Origin of the sequence: Amycolatopsis sp. lyj-84, from assembly GCF_046549075.1 — a bacterium.
Lineage (GTDB): Bacteria > Actinomycetota > Actinomycetes > Mycobacteriales > Pseudonocardiaceae > Amycolatopsis.
Map to the genome: position 1 here is coordinate 178,092 of NZ_JAJPWO010000009.1, position 19,167 is coordinate 197,258.

General features: G+C 68.2%; 18 protein-coding genes. 8 read left to right on the forward strand and 10 right to left on the reverse strand.

All coding sequences use genetic code 11. The features are described 5' to 3' along the window. Positions 1-52: 52 nt before the first annotated feature. From ACLJRM_RS26825 to ACLJRM_RS26845, 5 genes are all read right to left on the reverse strand, one after another. Positions 53-1,585 carry a DHA2 family efflux MFS transporter permease subunit gene (locus ACLJRM_RS26825; protein ID WP_410664599.1) on the reverse strand — a complete coding sequence of 511 codons (1,533 nt, stop codon included), beginning with the start codon at positions 1,583-1,585 and terminating at the stop codon, positions 53-55. 235 nt (positions 1,586-1,820) lie between these two features. Further along, entirely contained in the window at positions 1,821-3,089 is a 1,269-nt protein-coding gene (locus ACLJRM_RS26830) for a YeeE/YedE family protein (RefSeq protein WP_410664600.1), read from the reverse strand. Positions 3,090-3,301: 212 nt separating this feature from the next. Continuing rightward, complete coding sequence (locus tag ACLJRM_RS26835; RefSeq protein ID WP_410600516.1) at positions 3,302-3,787, reverse strand: hypothetical protein; 486 nt, start codon at positions 3,785-3,787, stop codon at positions 3,302-3,304. Between the two features lie 225 nt (positions 3,788-4,012). Continuing rightward, positions 4,013-4,534, reverse strand: coding sequence for a hypothetical protein (locus ACLJRM_RS26840; protein ID WP_410664601.1), 522 nt, complete (start codon positions 4,532-4,534; stop codon positions 4,013-4,015). Positions 4,535-4,607: 73 nt separating this feature from the next. After that, the gene (locus tag ACLJRM_RS26845) at positions 4,608-5,444 is read right to left on the reverse strand and encodes a Bax inhibitor-1/YccA family protein (protein ID WP_410664602.1); all 837 of its coding nucleotides are present in this window, start codon (positions 5,442-5,444) and stop codon (positions 4,608-4,610) included. Positions 5,445-5,759: 315 nt separating this feature from the next. On the opposite strand from ACLJRM_RS26845, the gene ACLJRM_RS26850 reads away from it, so the two are divergent. The 4 genes from ACLJRM_RS26850 to ACLJRM_RS26865 all read left to right on the forward strand — a co-directional run bounded on the left by ACLJRM_RS26850 (position 5,760) and on the right by ACLJRM_RS26865 (position 11,254). Further along, positions 5,760-7,229: a SpaA isopeptide-forming pilin-related protein gene (locus tag ACLJRM_RS26850; RefSeq protein ID WP_410664603.1), complete on the forward strand. Its 1,470-nt coding sequence runs from the start codon at positions 5,760-5,762 to the stop codon at positions 7,227-7,229. Between the two features lie 13 nt (positions 7,230-7,242). Further along, complete coding sequence (locus tag ACLJRM_RS26855; protein ID WP_410664604.1) at positions 7,243-7,929, forward strand: class F sortase; 687 nt, start codon at positions 7,243-7,245, stop codon at positions 7,927-7,929. A gap of 99 nt (positions 7,930-8,028) precedes the next feature. After that, the gene (locus ACLJRM_RS26860; protein WP_410664605.1) at positions 8,029-10,020 is read left to right on the forward strand and encodes an SDR family oxidoreductase; all 1,992 of its coding nucleotides are present in this window, start codon (positions 8,029-8,031) and stop codon (positions 10,018-10,020) included. 118 nt (positions 10,021-10,138) lie between these two features. Further along, entirely contained in the window at positions 10,139-11,254 is a 1,116-nt protein-coding gene (locus tag ACLJRM_RS26865; protein ID WP_101610545.1) for a cell division protein DivIVA, read from the forward strand. Between the two features lie 81 nt (positions 11,255-11,335). Here ACLJRM_RS26865 and ACLJRM_RS26870 read toward each other — a convergent pair whose 3' ends face one another. Then, positions 11,336-12,661, reverse strand: a complete 1,326-nt coding sequence (locus tag ACLJRM_RS26870) for an amidase (RefSeq protein ID WP_410664606.1) — start codon at positions 12,659-12,661, stop codon at positions 11,336-11,338. Positions 12,662-12,689: 28 nt separating this feature from the next. After that, positions 12,690-13,784 carry an alkene reductase gene (locus tag ACLJRM_RS26875; protein WP_410664607.1) on the reverse strand — a complete coding sequence of 365 codons (1,095 nt, stop codon included), beginning with the start codon at positions 13,782-13,784 and terminating at the stop codon, positions 12,690-12,692. Between ACLJRM_RS26875 and ACLJRM_RS26880 the strand changes: the two genes are divergently transcribed. After that, on the forward strand, positions 13,783-14,265 hold the full coding sequence (locus ACLJRM_RS26880) for a MerR family transcriptional regulator (protein ID WP_101610548.1): 483 nt from the start codon (positions 13,783-13,785) through the stop codon (positions 14,263-14,265). The genes ACLJRM_RS26875 and ACLJRM_RS26880 overlap by 2 nt on opposite strands. A gap of 6 nt (positions 14,266-14,271) precedes the next feature. On the opposite strand, the gene ACLJRM_RS26885 is transcribed toward ACLJRM_RS26880, so the two are convergent. The 3 genes from ACLJRM_RS26885 to ACLJRM_RS26895 are packed head-to-tail and all read right to left on the reverse strand — an operon-like array spanning position 14,272 to position 15,717. Then, positions 14,272-14,847 carry a TIGR03086 family metal-binding protein gene (locus ACLJRM_RS26885; protein WP_410664735.1) on the reverse strand — a complete coding sequence of 192 codons (576 nt, stop codon included), beginning with the start codon at positions 14,845-14,847 and terminating at the stop codon, positions 14,272-14,274. A gap of 5 nt (positions 14,848-14,852) precedes the next feature. Continuing rightward, complete coding sequence (locus ACLJRM_RS26890; protein WP_101610549.1) at positions 14,853-15,338, reverse strand: SRPBCC family protein; 486 nt, start codon at positions 15,336-15,338, stop codon at positions 14,853-14,855. 28 nt (positions 15,339-15,366) lie between these two features. After that, entirely contained in the window at positions 15,367-15,717 is a 351-nt protein-coding gene (locus ACLJRM_RS26895; protein WP_101610550.1) for an ArsR/SmtB family transcription factor, read from the reverse strand. Between the two features lie 309 nt (positions 15,718-16,026). Between ACLJRM_RS26895 and ACLJRM_RS26900 the strand changes: the two genes are divergently transcribed. From ACLJRM_RS26900 to ACLJRM_RS26910, 3 genes are all read left to right on the forward strand, one after another. Then, a complete protein-coding gene (locus ACLJRM_RS26900) occupies positions 16,027-17,265 on the forward strand; it encodes a glycoside hydrolase family 3 N-terminal domain-containing protein (protein ID WP_410664608.1) in 1,239 nt (412 codons plus the stop codon). Between the two features lie 138 nt (positions 17,266-17,403). Continuing rightward, positions 17,404-18,342 (forward strand): alpha/beta hydrolase family esterase, encoded by a 939-nt coding sequence (locus ACLJRM_RS26905; protein ID WP_410664609.1) that lies wholly within the window; start codon positions 17,404-17,406, stop codon positions 18,340-18,342. A gap of 106 nt (positions 18,343-18,448) precedes the next feature. Next, positions 18,449-19,153 (forward strand): TetR family transcriptional regulator, encoded by a 705-nt coding sequence (locus ACLJRM_RS26910; RefSeq protein ID WP_410664610.1) that lies wholly within the window; start codon positions 18,449-18,451, stop codon positions 19,151-19,153. Positions 19,154-19,167 lie beyond the last annotated feature (14 nt).

Below are 19,167 nucleotides of genomic sequence, written 5' to 3' on the forward strand. Positions count from 1 at the left end.
TCGTTAGCACGCTAACTGACGTGAGCAAAGGTCCCTTGCTTCCTTCCAGGCCCTAGTGGGTCATGATCGGCGGGGCCGCGGGGACCTCGCCGTCGACTTCCTCGGGCAGCGCGGGCTTGGTCTTCGGCAGGAACGCCGCCGGGATCAGGCACAGCGCGAGCAGGATCATCGACCACAGGAACGTCGTCGAGAACGCGTCCGCGGTCAGTCCCGAAGCCACCTCGTGGGTCGCCGGGTTGAACACCGCCGCCGTCGCCGCCAGCTGCCCCTGCGCGGTCGGCACGCCGAACTTCCCGGCCAGCAGCGCCGCCAGGATGATCGACAGCACCGCCGCGCCGATCGCGCCCGCGGTCTGCTGCACGATGTTCGTCGCCGTCGACGCCTTCGCCATGTCCTCCGACTTGAGCGTCTGCAACGCGGCCGAGGTGATCGGCATCATCGTCGCGCCCATTCCGAGCCCCATCACGAACAGCGCCGAGAGCAGCAGCCAGTACGGCGTCGTCGCGGTGAGCTGGGTGAAGGCGATCAGCCCGGCGAGCATCAGTACGAGACCGGGCAGCACGATCTTCCGCGAGCCGATCTTGTCCGCGAACCGGCCCGCGATCGGCATGGTCAGCATCGCGCCGAAACCCTGCGGGGCGAGCAGCAGACCGGCGTTCATCGCCGATTCACCGCGCGCCAGCACGAAGTACGTCGGCAGGAGCAGCATCGCGCCGAAGAACGCGACGCAGAAGAAGGTCATCGTCACCATGGCGACCGAGAACGACCGGTTCTTGAACAGTTTCAGGTCGACCAGCGGGTTCGAGACCCGGCCCGCCCGGAACACGAACGCCACCAGCAGCCCGACCCCGGCCAGCGCGGGCAGCCAGACGTCCACCGCGCCGACACCGCCCGCCGATGGGATGTTCGAAACACCGAAGATCAGCGCGGCAAGGCCCGGCGACACCATCAGCATGCCGACGAAGTCGAAGCGCTCGCTGGGTTCCGGCCGGTCCTTCGGCAGCAGGCGCCAGGCCAGGACCATGGTGATCAGGCCGATCGGCAGGTTGATGTAGAAGATCCAGCGCCAGCTCACCGCGTCGACCAGCCAGCCGCCGAGGATCGGGCCGCCGATCGGGCCGAGCAGCATCGGCACGCCGAGCACGCCCATCACGCGGCCGATCCGGTGCGGTCCGGCGGCCCTGGTCAGGATCGTCATGCCGGCGGGCATCAGCATGCCGCCGCCGAAGCCCTGCAGGACCCGGAAGACGATCAGCGATTCGACGTCCCACGCCATGCCGGCGAGCATCGACCCGATCAGGAACAGCCCGATCGCGGTCATGTAGAGCCGCTTCGTGCCGAACCGGTCCGAGGCCCAGCCGGTGATCGGGATGACCGTGGCCAGCGCCAGCATGTAGCCGGTCGCGATCCACTGGATGGTGTCGAACGAGGTCTGGAACTCGATGGTCAGTTTCTGGAGCGCGACGTTGACGACCGTCGTGTCGAGGATCGCCATGATCGCGCCGAGGATGACGACGACGGCGACCTTGAGCACACCCGCGTCGAGTTTGTCGCCGCCCGGCGCGGCCGGACTTTGCGTTGACATGAAAAACCCGTCCCTGATACTCAGTGTTTCCCTCGGACGCGACAACCCCCGTGGTCGCGACTACGGAATTTGACGCCCGACGTCATCGCCAGGCCTTCCCCGACCGAGCTTGTGCATTAAGGCGCAAGCTCGGGTATGTAGCCGAGGGTAGCCGAACGCGGGTTTTACATGCCAACTTTTTCCCCGTACGCGGACCGAAAGGGCAGGCCCGCATACGGGATGTGACGAAGAGTGATCAGCAGACGCTGTCCTTGGGAGCCGGGTTGCCGAGCCCGAACAGCGGTCGCAGCTTGAGCCCGATCCAGGTGCCGCCGAGCGCGAAAACGCCCCACAGCCAGCCATGCAGGCTGCCGACCGAGATCCCGCCGAGGTAGGCGCCGATGTTGCAGCCGCCCGCCATCCGCGCGCCGACCCCCATCAGGATGCCGCCGAGCACCGCGGCCACGGCGGTGCGCCACGGGATCGAGCTGTGGATCTTCCACGCGCCCGCCGCCGCGGCGGCGACCCCGGCGCCGATCATGATGCCGATGTCGGTGAGGCTGTTCTTGTCCTTCCAGATCGGACCCGCCAGCGAAGCCGCGTTCGCCTTGATCCGCCAGAACTCCCAGGTCTCCGGGTGCAGCCCGAACACCTGAAGGATCTTGGCGCCCCACAGGCTGAACGCGCTCGTGACGCCCCAGATGCCGCCGGAGACCAGGAAGACCGCGCCCGCCAGCACGCCGAGGACGACGGCGCCGACGAGGATCGGCCAGGAACCGCGGTAGATCCGGGCGAAGCCGCGCGCGGTCGGGACGACGTCGACCGGCGGCGGGTTGCGGCGCTTCTGCACGAACCGGGTGCCCAGCACGATCGCGGCGAGGACGGCGATGGTGATCGCCCACGAACCGAACCAGCCGACGTGGTCGGACAGCAGGATCCCCTTGAACTCGGGCCAGCCCGACAGCAGCGGATACGCCCACGTGTAGAGGACCGAGCCGGTGATGAACCCGCCGAGGGTCAGCACGATCGTCGACTGCCCGGAACCGACCGCGAACAGGGTTCCGGAAGCGCACGCGCCGCCCAGCTGCATCCCGATGGCGAAGACCGTCGCGCCGACGAACAGCGCGAGCCCCAGCCCGCCCGCGGTCGGATTCGGTTTGCTGCCGAACAGCCCGGAGCCGGTGCCGACGATCAGCGCGATGAGGGTCGCGGCGGTGCCGAGCAGCAGCGTGTGCGCCCGCAGGCCCTGGCCGTTGCCGACCGCGATCAGCTGGCGCCAGGCCGAGGTGAAGCCGAAACGGGAGTGGAAGAGCGCGAGCCCGAGCAACAGGCCGAGGACGAGCAGGACCCCGAACTTCGCCCCGTGCGCCGCCCAGACGTACCAGGTCAGGCCGACCGCGAGGACACCCGCGACCGCCAGCGGCACGATCTTGACCGGCTCCTCCGGTTGCGGGACCGGGGCGGCGCAGGAGGTCGGGAAGTCGAGGAACTTCTTCTCACCGGCTTGGGTTTCTGTCGTCGCCACCAGGACTCCAGGTCGATCGGCGGGTTGGGGACGAGCAACGTTAGGACCGGTGACCGTCCGATCGCAGCCCGTCCCACACTGTGCGACGAATGGGGGCTCACACACGGCCGGATGGCGGCGGCGATACCAAAGGTCCCTTGCTCCCCCAACGCGTGAAGGCCCCCTTCCTCCGGCTGAACCGGAGGAAGGGGGCCTTCACGCGAAACGAAGGATTACTTGTCGCCCTTGATGACGCACATCGTCGTCGGCGGGGTCGAGTAGCTGATGGCGTTGGTGGCTTCAGTGCCTTCGCACGCCGCCTTGTCCGCCTGCCCCTCGGCGATCTTCACGAACTCGACCTCCTTGGCCGGGTCCGAACAAGGCACCTTCTTGTAGCCGGCGGTGCCCGCGCCGAAGTTGGTCAGGCAGTCACCCTGCTTGGCGTTGATCATCAGGCAGAGCTTGTACGAGATGCGACCGGACTGCGAGTACTCGTCGTACGGGCCTTCCGGGCAGGACTCGTTGTCGCCCACCTTCGCCGCGACCTTGACGTTGGCTTCGGCGACCCCGCAGTCGGCCTGCTTCGGGTCGGCCTTGCTGGTGAATTCGGTGACCGCGAGGCAGTCACCGACCTTGGCACCGTCGGTGCCGGTCAGGTAGTTGACCGCGTACCCGCCGGCGACGAGAACGACGATCACGATCGGAAGCGCGAACTTCAACCACGCGAGCTTGGACCGCTTGGGCGCCGCCGGCTGTACGCCGGGAGGCGGTCCGAAAGCGTCGGGCTGTCCCACCGGCGTTTGGCCCCCAGGGGCCGGCTGGGAAGTGGTCACCGAGAAACCTCACAGTTGTGAAGAGGAATGAGAACCTCGGTATCAAACACGCACCGTGATCAAGCTCATGAACCGGGCCCCCGAAAGAGTGAAAGCCCCTGGTCGAGGCTGCTATTTGCCGCTCTTGATGCAAAGTGTCGAAGGCGGTGTCGAGTACACCTCGAGGTGAGTCGCCTGAGTGTCCTCGCAGGCCTTGTCGCTCGCGACACCGTCGGCGACCTTCACGATCTCCGCGTCCTTCGTGGGATCCGTGCAGGCCACCTTCTGGTACGCCACCGTGTCGGCCAGGAAGTTGACCAGGCAGTCGCCCTGTTTCGCGTTGATCATCATGCAGAGCTTGTACGAGGAGAACATCCCGTCGACGGTGAGTTCGTCGTACTCGCCGTCCGGGCAGGCGACGCCACCTTCGGTCCTCGCGCCGACCTTCGTGTTGGCCTCCGCGGAACCGCAATCCGCCTTCGCCGGATCGACGCCGACGTTGCCGAAGGTGGTGATCGCGTAGCAGTCGCCCGCTTCGGCGTTGTCCGTGCTGGACACGTAGCCGACGATCCAGGACGTGGCGATGAGCAGAACGATGGCGACCGGCACCAGGATGCCCACCCAGAACCACTTCGAACGCTTGTGCTCGGTCATGCCAGCAGAGTATTCACCACGACGAAAAGGGCGCCCCGATCGCTCGGAGCGCCCTTTCACTGAGAGACCTCGGTCATTCGCGGAAGTACGACAGCAACCGCAGGATCTCGAGGTACAGCCAGACCAGCGTGGTCATCAGGCCGAAGGCGACGTACCAGGACCACTTCGACGGCGTGCCTTCGCGGATCATCCGGTCGGCCTGGTCGAAGTCGAGCAGGAAGCTGAACGCCGCGACACCGATCACCACGAGACTGAAGATGATCGCGATCGGACCACCGTCACGCAGCGGGTTGAAATTGAAGAAAAGGCTGGTGACGAGGTTGACGAGCATCATGATCGCGACGCCGACCACGGCGCCGATGATCCACTTCGTCAGCTTCGGGGTGACCTTGACGGCGCCCGTCTTGTAGACGACCAGCATCGCGATGAAGACACCGGCGGTACCGACGATCGCCTGCAGCGCGATACCGGGGTACAGCGCTTCGAACAGACCGCTGAGCGCACCGAGGAAGACACCCTCGACGGCCGAGTACGCCAGCGTGAGCGGGCCGCTCGGCATCTTCTTGAAGATGATCACCAGCGAGATCACGAGGCCGACGATCATCGAGCCGACGAGCGCGCCGATCACGGCACCGGGGATGCCCATGATCTTGCCGGACGCCGACAACGGGATCTGGCTGATCGCCCAGATCGCGGTGAGCACACCGGTCACCAGCGCGGTGCCGAGGCTCAGCGCCGTCTTGATGACGACGTCGTCGACGGTCATCGGACGGTCGTCGGCACCGGCGGAGGTCTGCGGAGGGCCGTAGCCGGGCACGCCGCCCTGGGGTTGGTTGAAGCCTACGTTGGGTCCGTACTGCGCCGCGCCACGCGGCAGGTTCCGGAACGCCGGGTTGCTACTGGATCGCACCTGATCCTCCTGGATCTACTGGCACCTGCATGGGGTTCAACGACCGCGGGGGCCGCCCGGTTCCCGTCGAAGTAAAGACGACTTTACCCACATTCCCGGCGAGACCCATCCCCCACACCGTATGCGGCGGAGATCACCGACCGTTCACCGATACCCCACCTGATGCCCTATTGCCAAAACCGCTGCTCACAGGACACCCTGCACGTTGCGTGTTCGGATACTCACCGAAGGCGTGTCGGGGAACCTATCGATCGTGTGACCTGCAACGACGTAAAAGGCGCCGGGGCAGAGCACGGCCAAAGGAGTCAACACACCATGGGGTGGACCACACGCCCGAGCGTGCGTTCGCGCGCCTTGACCAGCCTGATCGCGACGTGCCTGCTCGGCGCCCTGTCCGCCACCGTCGCGGTGACACCGGCTTCGGCCGCCGACAACGAAGGCGTCGGCTACAAGATCACACCCGGCCAGACAGTCGACAGCGAACCTAGGGCACGGGACTGGCTGGGTTCCTACGTCGTCGACGGCAAGCACGTGTTCTGCGTCAGCTTCCAGCTGAAGGCGCCGGGCTCGACCGAGAAGTACAAGCCCGGCGACGAACTCCTCGACAAGTGGGGACAGAAGCTGCCGGAGGACATCGCGGCCAACATCTCCTACCTGCTCCTGCGCTACGGCGGCACGCAGGACAACGCCGAGGCGGCGGCGCTTGCGCACCTGCTGCACTCGTGGACGTCGAAGCCGCGCTCCGACGCCGATCTCAAGCCGAACCTCAAGCCGGAGGAGATCGGTTACGACATCCAGGGCGCCCTCGGCAAGCTGAAGGCGCAGCACGCCGATGCCGCCACGGCCCTCGAGAAGATGACCAAGGACGCCGAGGCCAACCGCGGGCCGTGGACCACCGCGATCGCACCGCCTAAGGAAGACCAGCACATCGGCACCGCGGGCGAGTGGACGATCAGCGTCAAGAACGCCAAGGGCAAGGGCATCTCCGGAGTACCGGTGAAGCTCACGCCGTCGAACGCGACCGTCGACGGCGGTGAGACCACCAAACCCGCGTCGACCTCGACAGCCAAGGCCGAGAAGGCCACCACGGTGAAGACCGGCGAGGACGGCACCGTCACGGTCAAGGTGACGCCGACCGGCGAGCAGCCGAAGCTGGCCAGCTCGCTGTCCGCCCCCGCGGACCGGCCATACGTGCAGTTCCCGCTCCAGACAGGCGTGCAGAAGGTCGTCTCGACCGGCGGCGAGAAGGAACTGAAGGCGCAGGGTGTCGCCGTCGTCTCGAAGCCGGGCAAGGTCCAGGTGACCAAGGTCGACGCGAAGACCGGCAAGGGCATCGCGGGCGCCGCGCTGCGGATCACCGCCAAGGACAAGTCCGCCGCCGCTCTCGGCCAGGACGGCAAGCCGCTCAACGGCGCCGACGGCAAGCCCGCCGTCGTCACCACCGAAGGCGAGACCGGGACGGTCACCGTGGAGAACCTGCGGACCCCGCAGGAGATCTGCGTGGTCGAGGTCAACGCGCCGCCGGGCTATACCAACGCGTTCGACCCGAAGAATCCGCCGTCCGCCTGCGGCGAGGTCAAGCCGGGTGAGACGCTGGCGCTCAAGGTCGCCAACACGCCCAACGAGGTACCGCGCACCATCCCCGCCGGCGACCGGCCGGTGGCGATGATGCAGGGCACCGTCGAGAACTCGGCGTCGACCGCCGGGATCCTCGGCGTCGGCGCGCTCGCGCTGCTCGGTTCGCTGATGGTGGGCGTGGCCGCGCGGCGGTCTTCGCGACGCTAAAGAGGGTTCAGGAATGTCAGTACGACGCGGGTTCGCGCTGGGAGCCGTCACGGTCCTGTGCGCGGACCTCGTCGCGGCCTTGATCATCTGGCCGCCGACGACCGTGGTGGCGGGGACGGCTCAGCCCGTCTCCGTCTCCGTCGCGGGCGGCGCACCGGCCGCACCCGCGCAGCAGGAAGTCGCTCCGCCGCCGCCGGAGATCGTCCCGACGACGCCTTCGGCCACTCCGCCGCCGCCGAAGGAACCCGAAGCCCCGAAACCGCAGGGCCCGGGGACGATCCGGCTGCCCGCGGGCGGCGCGGCGAAACTCGTGCGCAAGGAACTCGGGCCGGGCGCGGAGCTGCCGGTGCCGGAAAACCTCGGCGAGGTGACCTGGTGGGGCGCCGAGCTCAGTTCGGCGACCGGGGCGAGCGTGTTCGCCGGGCACGTGAACTGGAAGGGCGCGACAGGCCCGTTCGCGGAGCTGTGGACCGAGCGGATCGGCGGCGCCGTCACCGTGGTCGACAAGGCCGGGAAGTCTTGGCAGTACAAGGTTTCCCAGCTGATCACGCTGAAGAAGAACGAACTGCCGCAGCGGGCGGACGAGTTGTTCGGCCAGTCCGGTCCACATCGGATAGTCCTCGTCACCTGCGGAGGCCGCTGGGTCGGCGGGGAGACCGGCTATGCCGAAAATCGGGTCGTCATCGCCGACCCCGCCTAGTTACCCGTGAGTAACTTCACGGGTGCCGTGGTGGTCAGCGCCGTGGTGATGCAGCAGAATGCCGGTGGACGCGGGCGAACACGGTGAAGGGTGAAGCAGATGGCGACTTTTCTGGTGACCGGGGCGACCGGACTGATCGGGCGCCAGTTCACCCGGCTGCTGCTCACCAGGGAGGACGCCGACAAGGTCGCGCTCGTCGTCCGCGCGTCCTCGCGGGACAAACTCGCGAAACTCGTGAACGCCTGGCCACATCCGGAACGCGTCACCCTCGTCACCGGTGACCTCGGCGAGCCTCTGCTCGGCGTCGGCCAAGAGGACCGCGAGACCCTTCGCGGTGTCGACCACGTCGTGCACCTCGCCGCCCTTTACGACCTCACCGCCGACGACGAAGCCAGCATCAAGGCCAATGTCGAAGGCACCGCGCAGGTGATCGCGCTCGCCGCCGAGCTGAACGCGGGCTGCCTGCACCACGTGTCCTCGGTCGCCGTCGCGGGTGACCACGAAGGCATGTTCACCGAGGAGATGTTCGACGTCGGCCAGCGGCTCGTCACGCCGTATCACCGCACGAAGTTCGAAGCGGAGCGCCTCGTGCGCGAGCAGCAGGAGGTGCCGTGGCGGGTGTACCGGCCCGCGGTCGTGGTCGGGAACTCCGAGACCGGCGAGATGGACAAGATCGACGGCCCGTACTACCTGTTCCCCGCGATCAGCAGGCTGGCCGGGCTGCCCGACGTGCCGATCGTCGGCCCCGACCTCGGCGACACCAACGTCGTCCCGGTCGACTACGTCGCCAAGTCGCTGCTCGCGCTGGTCACCGCCAAGGGCCTCGACGGACGCGCGTTCCACCTGGTCAACCCGGAGCCGCAGCCGGTCGTCTCGGTCTACAACGCCTTCGCGAAGGCGGCGGGCGCGCCGACGATCTCCGTGCAGCTCAACGAACGCGTGTCCAAGGGCATCGTCAACCTGGTGAAGCTGAGCGAGCACATCCCCGGATTCACGATCGCGCGTGACGCCGTGATGGAGCGGCTCGGCATCCCGCCGGTGCTGCTGGAGACGATGGCGTTCCCGTCGGTGTTCTCGTCGGCGTCGACCCGCAAGGCGCTCATCGGTTCCGGTGTCGAGGTGCCGCGGATCGAGGACTACGCGCCCACCCTGTGGCGCTACTGGCGTGAGCACCTGGACCCGTTCCGCGCGCGCAAGCACGGTCCTCGCGGCGAACTGGACGGCCGTCGCGTGATCATCACGGGCGCGTCGTCGGGGATCGGCCGGGCGACCGCGATCAAGGTCGCGGCGGCGGGCGGGGTGCCGCTGCTGGTGGCGCGGCGCCAGCACGAACTCGAAGAGGTCCGGGACGAGATCATCGCCGCGGGCGGCACGGCGTCGGTGTACCCGGCCGACCTGACCGACGAGGAGTCGGTGCACAAGGCCGTCGACGCGATGCTCGCCGACCACGGCCGGATCGACATGCTCGTGAACAACGCCGGCCGGTCGATCCGGCGTTCGATCAAACTGTCGTACGACCGGTTCCACGACTACGAACGCGCGATGGCGATCAACTACTTCGGCGCCGTCCGGCTGATCCTCGCGGTACTGCCGCATATGTCCGAACGGAAATTCGGGCACGTCGTCAACGTCTCGTCGATCGGTGTGCAGGGAATCGCGCCGCGCTTTTCGGCGTATGCGGCGTCGAAGGCCGCTTTGGACTATTTCTCCCGGATCGCCGCGACCGAGACCCACGGCGACGGAATCACCTTCACGACCATCCACATGCCACTCGTGCGCACGCCGATGATCCGGCCGACGAAGATCTATGACGCGTTTCCGACGAAATCGCCGGATCAGGCCGCGGACATGGTGATGAAGGCGCTGAAAGAACGTCCGAAGCACATCGGCACGCCCGCCGGGCAGGCCATCGGGCTCGCCTACACGCTCACCCCGGGGCTCACGGATGCCGTGGCCTACCAAGGATTCCGCGTGTTCCCGGACTCGGCGGCCGCGGGTGGCGGCGGCGGCCTCAAGATCGGCAAGGGCGAGCAGCATCTGTCCCGCGCCGCGATGGCCCTCGCCCGGCTCAGCCGCGGCTTCCATTGGTGACACTGCGCACACGGGTGGCGGCCGTTCAGGTGAGGAACAGCTGCTGAAAGACGACACACGTCGGTGAATCACCAAGCCTGACAACGGCGACGCCGGGTACGCAGGTACCGTCGTGACCATGGTTCCCGAGCGAGACAACGGCCTGTTGCCCCTGCGGCGCGAGTACACCCAGGCCTGGCACGGCTTCGACCGGAACGAAGTGCGCCAGTATCTGGATCATCTCGAAGCCCAGCTGCATCGCGTGATCACCGACCGCGACGCCGCGATCGCCCAGGCGACGTCGGCGTCGCGCGAACTCGAAACCGTGCGCCACGAGGTGGCGAAGCTCAACGCCAGGATCGAGGAGCTCAAGAAGCCGCCGGAGCGGCTCGAGGACCTCGACGAGCGGATGCAGCGCACCGTCACGCTCGCGCAGGCTCGTGCCGAAGAGGTCACGAAGCGTGCCGAGGTCGCGGCCGAGAAGCACTGGGCGTCCTCGAGCGAGGCGTCGAAGAAGCTCCGTGAGCGCTACACGCGGCTCGTCGCCGAACTGGACAAGCAGGCGGACGCGCTGCACTCCGAGCACGAATCCGCGCTCGCCGAGACGCGGGCCGAGGTCCACCGGCTGACCGTCGAGGCCGCCCAGCGCCGGGAACTGCTGGACAACGAGGCCGAGCGCAAGCGCCGGAAGATCGAGCGCGAGTTCGAGCAGACGATCACGGCTCAACGCACGTCGCACGAGAAGCACATCGCCGACCAGCAGACGGCCAGCAAGAACCAGGCCGAACGCCGGATCGCGGAAGCGACCGCGGAAGCCAAGCGCCGCGTCGACGAGGCGACCGCCGAGGCCAAGCGCCGGCTCGACGAGGCCACGACGACGGCCGCCCAGCGCACGACCGCCGCCCAGCGGAAGGTCGAGAGGCTGGCGGAGATCCGCGAGCAGGCCCGCAAGAGCCTGCTGCAGGCCGACGAGGTCCTGAAGGGCAGCGAGGCGATGCTCGCGGCACTGCCCGAGGAGTCGGTGATCCCGCACGCTTCGAAGCTCGTCGGCGGCGACAGCAAGGCCGAAGAGACGAAGCCTGCCGCCAAGCCCGCCGAGCAGCCCGCGTCGAAGGCCGCCGCCCCGGCCAAACCCGCCCCCGCCAAGCCCGCTTCTTCGGCGCCTGCCGCCGCTGCGCCGAAGAACGGACAGGGCGAGCAGAACGGCCCGAAGGCGAACGGCCAGAAGCCGTCGCCCGCCAAAACCGGCTCCTGACCAGCGCGAAGTAGCAAGGGACCTTTGCTATCGCTCTCTTTCGGAGAGTGACAGCAAAGGTCCCTTGCTCTCTTTCCAGGGTCAGGAGGTGGTGGTGCGGGGCCAGGGGTTGGCCGCTTCGAGCTGGGCCGCGAGGCCGAGGAGGAGCGCTTCCCCGCCGGGCGCGGCGACGAGCTGAACGCAGGCCGGGATGCCCGAGGGATGCACGCCGACCGGCACCGACATGGCCGGATAGCCCGCGAGATTCCACAGGCCGGCGAAGCCCGCGACGCGCACGGACGGCAGCACGTTGGCGATCCACCGGCTTTCGTGCCACCTGCGGGCCTTGAGCGGGAGGCTCGCGAGCATGGGCGTGACCAAGACATCGTGGTCGGCGAAGAATTCTTCGGCACGCTCCAGCCAGCGCTCGCGGGTGGTCTCGCGGACCCGTTTCGCCATCAGCTGCCCGAGCCGGACGTGCGTGCGCGTCCGGGGCTGGAGTGCGCCGAGATCGAACTCGGCCGCTTGTTCGGCCGGGCCCGCGACCCACCGCGCGAAGAGGCCGCCGATGGCTCCGGCGCTGTACCGAGGTGTTCCGGGCGCGACGGTGTGCCCGGCCGCGCGGAAAAGCTCTCCGGCCTGGGCGACGGCCCGGCTGAAGGCGCGCGGCAACGGCGCCCTCGTCAACGGGACCTGAGTCGACAGGGCGATGCGGCACCGCTTCGGGTCGGCGAGGTCCGCCAGGCGGGGCTGTTCCGCGAGGACCGACATCAGCACGGCCGCGTCGGCCACGGTGGTCGTCATCGGACCGTGCGTGGACAGGCCGAACCAGCCGTCCTCACCCGGCACCTGGACCACGCCCTTGCCCGGTTTGAGGCCGACGATGCCGCACATCGCGGACGGCAGCCGGATCGAGCCCAGGCCGTCGGTGCCGTGCGCGATGGGCACCAGCCCGGCCGCGACGGCCGCGGCACTCCCGCCCGACGAACCGCCCGCGGCGTAGGACGGATTGCGCGGATTGCGCGCGGTCCCGTCCGGATCGTCGCTCGACGGCCAGATGCACAGCTCCGGCACCCGGGTCAGGCCGACGATCACCGCGCCGGCCGCGCGGAGGCGTCGCGCGATCTCACCGTCCTCTTTGGACACCGTCGGCGAGCCCGCACGCGACCCCCACGAGGCGTACTCACCCTCGACCGGCGCGACGTCCTTGACCGCGACCGGCACTCCGGCCAAGGGCAGGTCGGCCAGGTCCGCGCGTTCGGCGACGGCTGCGGCCTCGGCGAGCGCCTCTTCGGCCCGGACCCGGCGGAACGCACCGATCACCCCGTCGGCCGCCGCGATCCTGGCCAACGCCTCACGGGTCACCTGGACCGGGTCGAGTTCCTTGGCACGCACAGCCGCCGCGATTTCCACTGCCGTCTTGACCATCCCCGCACTGTAGAGCGGGCCGCGAAGATCAGCTGCGCGCCGAACAGGCGAACTTCGCCGAGTCCGGTTCGAAAGCCGGGAAATCGGTGTAGCCGTCGAGCCGGGCGCCGTAGTAGACGGCGTGGTCCGCGCTGGCGAGCGGGGCGTCGAGCGCGAATCGGGCGGGCAGGTCCGGGTTCGCGATGAACAGCCTGCCGAAGGCGACCACGTCGGCCAGCCCGGCTTCGAGCAAGGACTCGCCCTCGGCCCGGGACGTCGGCTCCTCGGAGCGAAGGTTCGCGACAAGCGCCCCCGGCCACAACGGCCGCAGGTAGGACAGCGCCTCGGCCTCAGGAGTGTCGATGACGTGCAGGTACGCGAGCTCGTACCGGCGTAGTTCCGTGAGCAGTCGTGAATACACCTTCTTCCAGTCGTCTTCCACGATGTCGTTCTCCGGGTTGCCCGGCGAAATCCGCAGAGCGACCCTGGCCGCGCCGATCTGTTCGGCCACGGCCGCCACCACCTCAAGCGGGAAACCGATCCGGGCGGCGGGCGAACCGCCGTAACGGTCTTCCCGGCGATTGGTGTTGCGGGCGAGGAACTCCTGGATGAGGTATCCGTTGGCACCGTGGAGTTCCACGCCGTCGAACCCGGCGTCGACGGCCCGGCGTGCCGCCGCGGCGAAGTCCTGGACGACCTCGCCGATCTCGTCCTCGCCGAGCGCGCGGGGCTCGACCGTCTCCGTCCAGCCGCCTGCCACGAAGATCCGTCCGGCCTGCCGGACCGCCGATGGCGCCACCGGGATCCGGCCCATCACACCGGGGTGGGAGACCCGGCCCGCGTGCCAGAGCTGCGCGAAAATGCGGCCACCTTCCTCATGCACGGCCTCCGTCACCTCACGCCAGGCCTCGGCCTGGCGGTCTGTCGCCAGTCCGGGGATACCCGGACCGCTCTTGCCGGTCTCGGTGACCCAGACACCTTCACTCACGATCAAGCCGGCGCGCGCGCGTTGCGCGTAGTACTCGGCTGTCAGCGGATGTGGCACGCCTGTCTTGTCGTCGGCCCGCCCCCGTGTCATCGGGGCCATCGCGACGCGGTTCGGCAACCGCATCGCGGCACCGTGGAATTCTTCGAGCAGCCTCATGAACGCGAAGCTAAACCCTGACACCGGCGTCACGGTCAATCTCGGTTTCCCCGGTTACTGTGGCCTCATGCGGATCGGCGAACTGGCGGAGCGGACCGGGGTGAGCGTCCGCTCGTTGCGGTACTACGAGACGGAAGGCCTGCTGCGTCCCGACCGGAGCGGCAACGGCTACCGGACCTTCACCGAGGACGACATCGCCCGGGTTCTGCAGATCCAGCTCTTCTATTCGGCCGGGTTGTGCAGCGGCAAGATCGCGGAACTCCTTCCCTGTGTTTCCGGCGACGACACACATTTGGTGCCTTCACCGGAGATGACCGGCGAACTGGAGATCGCCAAGACCCGGATCCAGAACCAGATCTCCTTGCTCACCACCTCTCTGTCGGTTCTGGAGCGTGTCCTGGCCGCGGCCAAGGGGACCGACGCCGCCGAGGTACCGGTTCCTTCCCGGCCGGCCCGGCGACACCGGGGCATTCACGTCTGACCGCTGTCAGGCGTTCGGATCGCGGCCCAGCAGCCCGAGCAGCCTGTCCTGCAAAGGCGCGTCCTCGGGCACTTTCACTTCGGGACCGAAGACGACGATTCCCGGTCCGAAGGCACCGGGGATCCTCATCTGGTCGGGGATCTCCTGCGCTCCGGGCCACATCCGGGCGACCTCCGCCGGGTCGATCGTGCCGTCCTGACCGGTGGCACGGGCCAGATCCCAGCCGTGGACCACCATGTCGGCGCTGACGACCTGATCGATGTGCTGCCCGGCGGTCATCTTCCCCGCCGGTGTCTCGTGCTCCGTGGCCGCGAGCACGGGATCGGCGAGGACGGCTTCGACGTCGGCTCGGGCCGCCCGGAAGGCGCCGAGCGGGTCTTCCAGGAGTGACGGCGCCGGCCCGAGCTCACGTCCGACCGGGCGCAGCATCGCGCCGTGCATGTCGACGATGTGCCCGACGACGTCCCTGGCGTTCCACTCCGCGCACGGAGACCTGTTCTCCCACTGCCCGGCTCCGACGGCGGCGACCTTGCTCTCGAAGGCGTCGGCCCGGACGCGATAGCGATCCGCGATGGCGTTCATCGTGTTCACGCCCTAGCCGGTACGGCCACGGCCTCGGCCAGCTTGTCGAACCCTTGACCGACACCCCGCTCCATCCCGGATTCGAGCACGGCGTCCCGGATCCGCTCCGAGCCGTACCGCAGCACCTGGGTCAGGGTGGTCACGCCGCCGTGTTCGACCAACGTCAGCGTCGCCAGAGCCTGCCCTTCCGAGGCGTCGCAGTCCTCGTTCGTTTCCAGGGACACGAGCCTTTCCGGACGGCTGATCTCCTGATAGACGCCCTGCAGCACCATCTCCATCCCGCCGTCGTGACGTAGCCGGTAGCGCCACCTGCCGCCGACGCGCAGATCGATCTCGCATTCGACGACCTCGCAGCCGTGCGGGCCGAACCAGCGGCGGACCAGCTCCGGTTTGGTCCACGCGTCGAACACCAGCGCCCTCGGCGCGTCGAAGGACCTCGTCATGACGATCTCCAGATCGCCGGATTTCACCACGCTGAGAGTGCGGCCCATCGTGTCGTTCCTTCCGGTCGTGCGGTGGTCAGTCGGTCTCGTCCCGGCGCTCCGGGTGCCGCAACTCGTCTTCGAGGACGAGGTCCAGTTGCGAGAAGGCCTCGTCCCAGTAGCGGCGGTAGCCACCGAGCCATTCGTTCGCGTTCTTCAGCGGCTCGGCCACCAGGCGGCAGGGGCGACGCTGGGCGTCACGCCCCCGTGCCACCAGCCCCGCCCGCTCCAGCACTTTCAGGTGTTTGGAGATGGCCGGCTGGCTCATCGCGAACGGCTCGGCCAGCTCCGTCACAGTGGCCTCGCCGCGCGCGAGCCGCGCGAGGATCGCGCGACGGGTGGGGTCGGCAAGTGCCGCGAAGGTGGCATCGAGCAGATCCTGGGCCACGGTCGCCCGCCTTTCCGTTCTCACGAGCTCGAGCCGTTCTCACAGGTTCTGAGCCTTCTCACGAATTCGAGTTCTCACGATCGGGCTCTCACGCCGCGGCGACCAGAGCCCTTCGATAACCTTGCGGTTTCATAACCATGTGGTAATCTACGGCGGAGCAGATCGACTTGTCAAGTCCGAACAGCGGTCTGACGAGGGAGAACACGAAAGAGGAGGGAGGTGGAGCCGAGGCCCGAGCCCGCACGAGCACGAACGAAAGGGCATGCGAGCGCGTACTAAAGGGCAACTGGGGTTACCGTCGGTACCGGCATGGACTACGAACGAAACGAGCTGATGAACTCCGGGCGCCCGAAGACGACGAAGCGATGGACGACCGTCATCCTGGGAGCGGCCACCGTTCTGGCCACCAGCGTGCAGTGCGGTACGGCGACCGAACAGGCCGGATCGGCACAACCGGCTGGGACGGTACCGCCGCGCAGCAGCACTGTTTCGAGCCCGTCCAGCGTCATCCCTTCCCCTTCCTCGCCGTCACCGAGGGCGGAGCAGGTGCCTGATCCGGGCTGCGAAGCCGTCATCGCCGGAATGAGCCCCCGGCAGCGGCTGGCCCAGCTGATGGTGGTCGGCGTGAACGCCGGCGATCCCCAGGAGGCGGTGAAGCTGGTGCGCGATCAGCAGATCGGCGGGATCTTCCTCGGCGGCAACGAGACAGCCCTGCTGCAGAACCGCGCGCTGGACGAGGTGCAGCGGGCCGCGAAGGTCCCGGTATCGGTGGCGATCGACGAGGAAGGCGGCCGCGTTCAGCGGATCGACGCTCTCGACGGTGCCATGCCGAGCGCCCGGAAGATGGCCGCGACCCTGACACCGGCACAGGTGCGGACGAAGGCGGCCGAGCGGGGCAAGCAGATGCGGGCCCGAGGCGTCACCGTCGACTACGCGCCCGACGCCGACATCACGGACCAGCCGGACCGCGACATCGTCGGTGACCGTTCGTTCGGCTCGGATCCCGAAGTCGCGCGCAAGTACGTCCTGGCGTTCGCGCAGGGCTTGCGGGACGCCGGGGTGCAACCGGTGCTGAAGCACTTCCCCGGGCACGGGCACGCCACCGGGGACTCCCACAAGGGACTGGTGCGGACACCGCCGCTGGCCTCGCTGCGGAAGGTCGACCTGGTGCCGTACCGCGACATCGGCGAGTACGGCGAAGTCGGCGTCATGGTCGGGCATCTGGACGTGCCCGATCTGACCGGCGGCACCCCGTCGACTCTCTCGGCGCCGGCGTACCGGCTGCTGCGGAAGGACTACGCGTTCGACGGCCCGGTGATCACGGACGATCTCGGGGCGATGAAGGCGATCACGGCGCAGTACCCCTTGCCGACGGCGGTCCTCAAGGCCTTGCAGGCGGGGGCGGATCAGGCGTTGTGGTCCTCCGGCGGCAACGTCGGCACGGTGCTGACCACGCTGGAGCAAGCGCTTGCGTCCGGCGACCTCCCGGCCGCCCGGGTCGACGAAGCACTGACCCGGGTGCTCGAGGCGAAAAAGGCCTGCGGCTGAACTGCCGCGGCCCCGGTATCGCGGCCACGACGGAGTGACAGGAAAAGCAGTCCGAAAACTCAATGAACACAATGCTGACCAGGCCGGTGCCGGGAGTGACCCTGATCACCGCCCCGCCGCCCGATCAAGGAGGATCGCGTGCCTGGTCCCACGAAGTATCTACGCCGTCTCGCGCTGATGGCGGCCGCCGCTGCCGGACTGACCCTGCTCGCCGCACCGGTGGCGTCGGCCGCGCCGTCGCCGATCGATCGTCCGGTGCCGACCACCGGCTGCCACCGTCCGTCCCCAGTGCCCGCGGGAGCGACGACGCTGCGGACCTTGACGTCCGGTGGCCTGGTCCGCGAGTACACGGTGCACGTGCCCGAGCGGTACCGGCCGTCGCGGTCGTACCCGCTGGTGTTGTCGTTCCACGGTCACAAGCGGACCTCGAAGTACCAGGAGGAACTCTCCGGATTCTCCGCGTATGACGCGATTTCCGTCTACCCGCAAGGACTTCCGGGCACTGACGGTGAATCGGCTTGGACCGGCGCACCGTACTCGGCGGCCGCCGACGACGTGCTCTTCACCAGCGACCTGCTGAACGCACTCCAGCGGGAACTGTGCGTCGACTCCCGCCGGATCTACGCGACGGGCAAGTCGAACGGCGGCGGGTTCGTCGGCGTGCTCGCCTGCCGGATGCCGGGCCGGATCGCGGCGTTCGCCCCGGTCGCCGGCGCGTTCTATCCGCAGGGCGGCGAATGCCACCCGTCGCGCCCGGCGCCGATCCTCGACTTCCACGGCACGGCCGACGCGACGATCCCGTACACCGGGAATCCCGCCAAGGGTCTGCCGACACTGCCGGACTGGCTCGCCGACTGGGCGGACCGGAACGGCTGCTTCCCGCGCCCGATGCAGTACTCGCCGAAGACCGACGTCACCATCCAGCGCTGGCTCGGTTGCTCGCTCCAGCACTACCGCGTCGAAGGCGCAGGGCACGTTTGGCCGAGTACGGCGCCCAACAACGACTCCGCCACCCCGACCGTCATCAACGCGACCCCGGTCATCTGGAAGTTCCTGCTCGCCCACCGTCTGCGGTAAAAACCGCCGTTTTCCTTGCCGGACCCGTCACATCGGCGCTACCGTCGTACTGACCGGATGACCAGATAAGCAAATCTGGTCACGAAGTCAGAGACTGGGAGCACACGTGGCAGAACGTCCGGACCGCACCGCTGGCCGCGCCGATCGCATCCTCGACGCGGCCGGCGTCCTGCTGATCCGGCTGGGCTATCGCAAGGTGACCATCGAGGACATCGCGAAGCAGGCCGACGTCGGGAAGGGCACGGTCTATCTGCACTGGCGCACCAAGGAAAACCTCTTCCACGCGTTGCTCCTGCGTGAATCGCTCAGGGCGGCCGAGAGTCTCCTCGACCGGCTGGACGAAGATCCGGCGGAAGTCATCCCGCATCGATTCCAGCGGACGGTCTTCCTGTACACCCAGCGGAATCCGTTGCTCGGCGCGCTCATCACCGGCAACACCGAACTGCTGGGCCGGTTGAAGAAACATCCCTTGCAGGATCAGGACGCCGTCGTCACCGAGCGGTACCTGAAGACGATGACCGACCGCGGACTGCTGCGCGACGACATCCCGGACCTGCTCTTCACCCTGCGCGCCTCGGCGCTGGGGTTCTACCTGATGGACAGCTTCACCACCGAGGGCACCGGCCTCACCGCCGAGGAAAAGGCCGATGCCCTCGCGCACGTCATCCGGAGGGCGTTCGAGCCGCCGGAGCCGCCGTCACCGGCGAACGTGGCCGCGACCGCGGCCGAAGTGATCCAAGCGTTCCGGGAGCTGGTCTCGTCCTATCGCGCCTGGATCTACCGGCAGGACGGCACCGAGGAGCCCATCTGATCCGAGCTCTTCCA